The sequence below is a fragment of the Streptomyces flavofungini genome (genome assembly GCF_041028215.1).
Lineage (GTDB): Bacteria > Actinomycetota > Actinomycetes > Streptomycetales > Streptomycetaceae > Streptomyces > Streptomyces flavofungini_B.
In genome coordinates, this window is the sequence record NZ_JASKYR010000791.1 from 1 (window position 1) to 3,291 (window position 3,291).

A 3,291-nucleotide genomic window follows, 5' to 3' on the forward strand; every position below is an offset into this window, starting at 1 on the left:
GCCCCATGGCCCAGGACGTCTGCCGCCACGACGAACCGCCGCTGTACCGGGTGACGGACGAGGGCCCGGCCGCCGAGCGCAGGAGTGCCTGCCACTTCTGGAAGGAGACGCTCGATGCCGCACGGTGAACACGTCAGCAGGAGGCAGCTCGCCGCGGAGGGCGAGACGGCGCGGCAGCTCATGCACAAGGCGCGGGCCGAGTCGGCGTACGCGGCCCACGGCCCGGAGTCCGGGCGCGAGCCGATCCTGGAGGTCCGGGGCCTCGTCAAGCACTACCCGCTCACCCAGGGCATCGTCATCCGCAAGCAGGTCGGCGCGGTCAAGGCCGTGGACGGCGTCGACTTCGACCTCGGCCAGGGCGAGACGCTCGGCATCGTGGGGGAGTCCGGCTGCGGCAAGTCGACCGTCGCGAAGATGCTGGTCAACCTGGAGCGGCCGACCAAGGGCGAGATCCGCTACAAGGGCGAGGACATCACCCGGCTGTCGGGGCGCGCGCTCAAGGCGGTGCGCCGCAACATCCAGATGGTGTTCCAGGACCCCTACACCTCGCTGAACCCGCGCATGACCGTCGGCGACATCATCGGGGAGCCCTACGAGATCCACCCCGAGGTCGCGCCGAAGGGCTCGCGGCGGCAGCGGGTCCAGGAGCTCCTGGACGTCGTCGGCCTCAACCCCGAGTACATCAACCGCTATCCGCACCAGTTCTCCGGCGGCCAGCGCCAGCGCATCGGCATCGCGCGCGGGCTCGCGCTCCGGCCCGAGGTGATCGTCGCCGACGAACCGGTCTCCGCCCTCGACGTCTCCGTCCAGGCGCAGGTCATCAACCTCCTGGAGAAGCTCCAGGACGAGTTCGACCTGAGCTACGTCTTCATCGCCCACGACCTGTCGATCGTGCGGCACATCTCCGACCGGGTCGGCGTGATGTACCTCGGGCGGATCGTCGAGATCGGTACGGACGAGGAGATCTACGACCACCCCACGCACCCCTATACACAGGCGCTGCTCTCCGCCGTGCCGGTCCCCGACCCCGAGGCCCGTGAGCACCGGGAGCGGATCATCCTCAGCGGTGACGTGCCCTCACCGGCCAATCCGCCCTCCGGCTGCCGCTTCCGCACCCGCTGCTGGAAGGCCCGGGAGCGGTGCGCCCTTGAGGTGCCCGCGCTCGCGGTGCCCGCGGAGTTCCGGTACGAGGAGGGGCCCGCGGCGCACGACTCGGCCTGCCACTTCGCGGAGGAGAAGCAGGTCGTGCCGTAGGCCGCGGGCGCCGCCGCTACAGGCCCAGCGAGCGCTTGAGGAAGTCCAGCTGGAAGAGGAGCAGGTTCTCCGCGATCCGCTCGTCCGACATCATGTGCGTCACGCCCGACAGGGGCAGGACCTCGTGCGGGCGGCCCTCGGCGAGCAGCGCCGAGGAGAGGCGCAGGGAGTGCGCCACCACCACGTTGTCGTCGGCGAGGCCGTGGATGACGAGCATCGGGCGGTGCGGCTCGACGGCCCCGAGCAGACCCTCGTCGCCGACCAGGGAGTTGTGGCGGTAGGTCTCCGGGGTCTTCGTCGGGTCGCCGAGGTAGCGCTCCTCGTAGTGCGTGTCGTACATCCTGAGGTCGGTCACCGGGGCGCCGACCACCGCCGCGTGGAAGACGTCGGGGCGGCGCAGCGCGGCCATCCCCGCGAGGTAGCCGCCGTAGGACCAGCCGCGGATCGCGACCCGGCCGAGGTCCAGTGGATGGGTCTCGGCGAGGGCGTGCAGGGCGTGGACCTGGTCGTCGAGTGTCAGCGTCAGATCGTTCCTGATCGACTTCTCCCAGGCGGGGGAGCGGCCCGGGGTGCCGCGGCCGTCCGCCACGATCACCGCGAACCCCTGGTCGGCGAACCACTGGGAGGTCAGGAAGGCGTTGTGCGCATGGAGTACGCGCTGGCCGTGCGGCCCGCCGTACGGATCGAGCAGTACCGGAAGCGGCCCGTCCGCCGCCTTGTATTCCGTGGGGAGCAGGACGGCGCACGGAATCCTCCGCGTGCCCCCCTCGGTGAGCGTCACGCGCGGCGTGAGCCCCGGACGCTCGGCGCACGAGGCCACGGTGGCCACCCGCTTGCCGTCCCGCAGCACCTGCACCCGGGAGCCGGGGCGGTGCAGGGCGGCGGAGACCAGCACCGTGAGGCCGCCCGCGCGGACCGCCGAGTGGACACCGGGCTCCTTGGAGAGCCGCTCCACACCCAGTTCGTTGACCCGGTAGACGTGCACCTCGCCCGTCTCGGGGTCGGCGGCCGCCTGCCCCGCCGACGCCGAGAGCAGAATGTCCTCCTCGGTGACGTCGAGGACCGCGCGCACGTGCAACTGCGCTCCCGTCAGCGGTCTCTCGCCCCACGCGAGGACGCGCGCGCCGCCCTCGTCGACGATCCGGACCAGCTTGCCGCTGGGCGACCAGCAGGGAACTCCACCGAACAGTTCAAGCCAATCTGCGTCCTCCTCCGCGTGCACCATCCGCGTGGCCCCGTTCTCCGGGTTCACCGCGAGATAGAGCTGCCCACGCTGGTCACGGGACTGCACGAGCAGCAGCGGTGCGCCGTCCGCCGACCAGTGCACCCGGGCGAGGTAGGGGAAGCGGCTCCGGTCCCACACCACCTCGGTCCGCGATCCGTCCAGGGCCAGCACGAACAGGCGTACGTCGGCGTTGTCGGTCCCGGCGGCCGGATACGCGATCCGCGCCGGCTCCCGCTCCGGGTGCGAGGGATCGGCGATCCACCAGCGCCGCACCGGCGCGTCGTCGACCCGCGCGACAAGCAGTCGGTCGGAGTCGGGGGACCACCAGAACCCGCGGTACCGGGCCATCGACTCGGCCGCGACATGCTCCGCGAGGCCGTACGTCACCGTCTCCCGCTCGTCCGGCTCCGGCGCGGCGAGCACCCGGTCGCCCACGCCGTCGGCGCCCGTGACCCGCAGGGCGCCCCCGGAGACGTACGCCACGTGCCGCCCGTCGGGCGAGGGGCGCGGGTCGATCACCGGGCCCGCCGCGGGCAGTTCGCGGACCGTGCCCGCGCGCAGCTCCGCCGCGAAGAGGCGGCCCGACAGGGCGAACGCGGCCAACTCCGCCGCCGCGTCCGTCGCATAGCCCACGATGCCCGCTCCGCTCTCCCTGCTGGGGGGGGGGGGGGGGGGGGGGGGGGGGGGGGGGGGGGGGGGGGGGGGGGGGGGGGGGGGGGGGGGGGGGGGGGGGGGGGGGGGGGGGGGGGCGGGCCGCCTCTTCGCGGCGGAGCTGCGCGCGGGCACGGTCCGCGAACTGCCCGCGGCGGGCC

2 protein-coding genes and 1 pseudogene are annotated in these 3,291 nt (G+C 73.3%); 2 read left to right on the plus strand and 1 reads right to left on the minus strand.

The features are described from left to right. Both AB8Z36_RS34500 and AB8Z36_RS34505 read left to right on the plus strand, forming a co-directional pair. Positions 1–128: pseudogene (locus tag AB8Z36_RS34500) on the plus strand (methionine ABC transporter ATP-binding protein); the annotation flags it as partial. Positions 129–180: 52 nt separating this feature from the next. Continuing rightward, positions 181–1,254 (plus strand): ABC transporter ATP-binding protein, encoded by a 1,074-nt coding sequence (locus AB8Z36_RS34505; RefSeq protein ID WP_369217331.1) that lies wholly within the window; start codon positions 181–183, stop codon positions 1,252–1,254. 16 nt (positions 1,255–1,270) lie between these two features. Here AB8Z36_RS34505 and AB8Z36_RS34510 read toward each other — a convergent pair whose 3' ends face one another. Continuing rightward, positions 1,271–3,112, minus strand: a complete 1,842-nt coding sequence (locus tag AB8Z36_RS34510) for a S9 family peptidase (protein WP_369217330.1) — start codon at positions 3,110–3,112, stop codon at positions 1,271–1,273. Between the last annotated feature and the right edge of the window lie 179 nt (positions 3,113–3,291).

Coding starts and splice junctions, on each gene's coding strand:
- AB8Z36_RS34505 (WP_369217331.1), top strand. CDS start 181: ATGCACAAGGCGCGGGCCGAGTCGGCGTACGCGGCCCACGGCCCGGAG.